This window comes from Gemmatimonadota bacterium, from assembly GCA_026706345.1.
GTDB lineage: Bacteria > JAAXHH01 > JAAXHH01 > JAAXHH01 > JAAXHH01 > JAAXHH01.
The window spans coordinates 1-3,292 of record JAPOYX010000190.1 but is presented as its reverse complement, the minus strand read 5'-3'; the positions used below and the strand labels follow the sequence as shown (position 1 = coordinate 3,292).

The following is a 3,292-nucleotide window of genomic DNA, read 5'->3' as shown; positions in this document are numbered from 1 at the left end:
CGCGTGTCTCCGCCGATCGCCCCGCATGTTACCCATCGACCCGATGCCGGGGCTCCCGGGCGAGCGTCCGGCCTCGATACCGCTGACCGGACGGTGGATTGAGCCATGGGCAAACTGCGACTCTCGGTGGCGGTGGGCGATTACGACCGTACGCGCCCGCTGCTCGACGGCACCGTGCAGATCGACGGCGTGAACCCGGTGTTCATGACGCTGTCGCCCGAAGAGATGTTCTTCCGGGCATTCCGCAACGCCGAGTTCGACGTCAGCGAACTGTCCTTGTCGAGCTTCCTGGTTCAGACCGCCAATGACGAGTGCCCCTACGTCGGTATCCCTGTGTTCCTCTCACGGGCTTTTCGGCACACGTCCATTTATGTGCGCACCGACCGCATCAAGCGTCCCCAGGATCTCAGGGGCCGGCGGGTCGGTGTACCCGAGTACCAGCTCACAGCCATCGTGTGGGCGCGCGGGATCCTCGCGGACGACTACAACGTGCATCCGGAGGATGTCACCTGGGTGCGCGGCGGAATCAATACGCCGGGACGACCCGAGAAAGTCCAGCGGAAGCGGCCGGCGGGCGTGCGGCTCGAAGAGGCGCCCGAGGGTGACACGATTTCCGCAATGCTCGACCGCGGTGACCTGGACGGGTTCATCGCGCCGCGGCCGCCCGGCGGCGCGGCGGCGCGCAATCCCAGGGTGGGCCTGTTGTTCGCCGACCCGGTATCGGCGGCGCAGGCGTACTACCGGCGCGGCGGCGTGTTTCCCATCATGCATCTGGTGGGTGTCCGCAGGGCGCTGGCTGCGAAACACTCCTGGCTTCCCGCTGCCATCCTGAAGGCCTTCGGGCAGGCGAAGGCAGCCGCGCTGGAGCAGCTCGCCGACACGTCGGTAGCGAAGGTGACACTGCCTTTCGTCGAAGAGCAGCTGAAAGGTGCCCGGGAGCTGATGGGCGCAGACTTCTGGTCCTATGGGGTGGCGTCCAATCGCCGCGCGCTTGAAGCGTTCGTCCGCCACCACCACCAGCAGGGGCTGTCAGTGCGCCCCGTGCCCGTCAATGAGCTCTTCCATCCGGCAACCTATGAGAGTCACAGCATCTGATTGGACGCCGCCAGCCGGCCGCCCATCCCCGCATCTGCCTGGGAGAGCAACCGTCAACCCTTGACGGCGAAGCGCTGGCCATGTTGTTCGGCTTCGATCAGCTTCGTCAGGATTCGTCGGGCCTTGACGCACGCCGTATCCAGCGAAAGCAGTACAGGACGTAGGGCATCCAGATCGGTCGGTTCTCCCATGTGCCGCATGACCTCCTGACACGCCTCGATCATCGGCACATCCTGCTCCGTTAGCCCTTCTTTCTGCCAGCGCCTGACTTGCTCGTCGATCCGCAGATCGCTCAGTCTGAAGTTTCTGGTGTGCGAAAAGAAATAGTGAGTGGTGGTTGCTGTCTCCGGCGTCAGCAGATGAGTGCCGGTGCGCCGTATCGCATTATCGGGCCGGTCGTGGGGCGTTAGGGAAACCCGGTTTCGCACAAGCCCCGGCGGCTGCCAGTGGAAATTGACGGAGAACTCTACAACCCGAGTATCACCGTCGAAGTACGGCCTGTAGGCTTCAGGCACACGGCTGTCCGGAATCAGGTAGTTGCTGTGAACTGCAGTGCCTTCCTCAATGACCTCATGCGTACTCTTCGCGAACGCCTCGGTGCCAAGCAGATCCTGATGGACGTACTGCGTGTGACTTGCGTCCAGCAGGTTATCGACAATCAGCTGGTTGTTCGCCCTAACCAAGGTACCGCCGTACACCGTCTTCGAGTTCTCCGCCGTCAGATAGGCGTAGTCGGGAATCACCGCATCATCCGCCTTCTCGGCGTCGCCGGGCCAGATCCACAAGATGCCGTGTCGCTCGACCAGAGGGTAAGCGGGAACGCTGGCGGCCTGCGGAGCAACTGTTCCGTGGGGATTGTGGACGCAGCGGCCGCTACCGTCGAATTGAAGTCCGTGGTACCCGCATTCCACGAAGTCGCCCTTCAACCGGCCCGCACTCAGAGGAGCAAAGCGGTGCGGGCAATAGTCGGCGATCGCTACGGCCTCACCGTTTTGCTTTCGGTAGATGAGCACCCGCTGGCCGAGCAGTGTCCTGGCAAAGAGCTGATCGGTGACTTCATGGCTCCAGGCCGCGACGTACCACGTATATTTGAGAAAGGTCATTGTTCACACCTCCGGGGAACAAGTTCCTGTCCGGGCGCGGAAAGCATCACACGACATAGTGTGTTCGTACCTCTGCGGGAAAGAGCTCTTCGGGTGTAAGCTGACGTTCGCACACGCCCTGCTCACGACAGAACAGCAAAAAGGCCTCCAGCGTGTTTCGGTTGGCCTCCACACCGTACGGGAACGGACTCGTCCCGAAAAGTTCGCAGGTCTCGGAGAAACTGTCCTGACCCCAGGCAATGGGAAACCGGCTTGCCGTCAGCTCGCGCGCCCGCAACAGGGAGCGGGCCCGAGCTTCCATGAACGCTTTCATCAGGTTCATTGCAACCCATGGGTGCCTGTCAAGCACTTCTTTTCGGATCGCAATGACGTGCATGATGGGAAAGATGCCTGTCCGCAAGTAATACTCCCGCTCGACGCTCTTCGGGTCGTCGAAAAGCTGACGAATCTCACCGGAACGCTGCTCGAACGGCAACGGCGGATGTGCCGAGAACACTGCATCGAGCTCGCCACCAATAAGCATCTCGGTCAGTGACTTTTCCGGAACGGGGGTGCAGGTCACCCCGGGGGGCAGTCTCAGGGCAACCTTCTCGCGACGCCCCGGCGCGTTGACCCCGGCCTGGTACCATTCGATGTCCGCCAACTCGATATTGAGATCGTGCATCAGCCAGCCCCGCGTATAGACCGCAGCGGTCTGGGCCCATTCGGGAATACCGACCTTCCTGCCCACGAGCCTTTCGGCCTCGCGCAACGATGAATCGGCGCGCACAAAGATTGACGACTGCCTGAATACGCGTGACGGGAATACGGGTATGGCCGTGATATCGCAGTCATCCCGAGCCGCTACCGCAGAGAACTTCGCAAAGGACATCTCCGAGATGTCCCATTCGCGGTAGCTGGTGAAGCGATGAAAGATTTCCTCGACGGGCATCGAGAGACAGGTGACGTCCACGCCCTGCACAGGCACCAGCCCACCGGTCAGGTCGGCAAAGTGATCGTAATGGCTGGTCGCCATGGTGAGCTTGATGGCATTGCGGACCGCCATGGTCGACCATGCCGTACTAGGCGGCCTGCCGCGTGCATGCGCCGGTGAT

3 protein-coding genes are annotated in these 3,292 nt (G+C 62.1%); 1 reads left to right on the top strand and 2 read right to left on the bottom strand.

Annotated features, from left to right (window positions below):
- Positions 1-105: 105 nt before the first annotated feature.
- Positions 106-1,095 (top strand): ABC transporter substrate-binding protein, encoded by a 990-nt coding sequence (locus OXG98_13060; GenBank protein MCY3772932.1) that lies wholly within the window; start codon positions 106-108, stop codon positions 1,093-1,095.
- A gap of 53 nt (positions 1,096-1,148) precedes the next feature.
- On the opposite strand, the gene OXG98_13055 is transcribed toward OXG98_13060, so the two are convergent.
- Entirely contained in the window at positions 1,149-2,198 is a 1,050-nt protein-coding gene (locus OXG98_13055; GenBank protein MCY3772931.1) for an aromatic ring-hydroxylating dioxygenase subunit alpha, read from the bottom strand.
- A gap of 46 nt (positions 2,199-2,244) precedes the next feature.
- Positions 2,245-3,213, bottom strand: coding sequence for a 4,5-dihydroxyphthalate decarboxylase (locus OXG98_13050; GenBank protein ID MCY3772930.1), 969 nt, complete (start codon positions 3,211-3,213; stop codon positions 2,245-2,247).
- Between the last annotated feature and the right edge of the window lie 79 nt (positions 3,214-3,292).

Bases quoted from the DNA above. Each gene is read 5' to 3' on its own strand.
- OXG98_13050 (MCY3772930.1), bottom strand. From the start codon at position 3,213: ATGGCGACCAGCCATTACGATCACTTTGCCGACCTGACCGGTGGGCTG.
- OXG98_13060 (MCY3772932.1), top strand. From the start codon at position 106: ATGGGCAAACTGCGACTCTCGGTGGCGGTGGGCGATTACGACCGTACG.
- OXG98_13055 (MCY3772931.1), bottom strand. From the start codon at position 2,198: ATGACCTTTCTCAAATATACGTGGTACGTCGCGGCCTGGAGCCATGAA.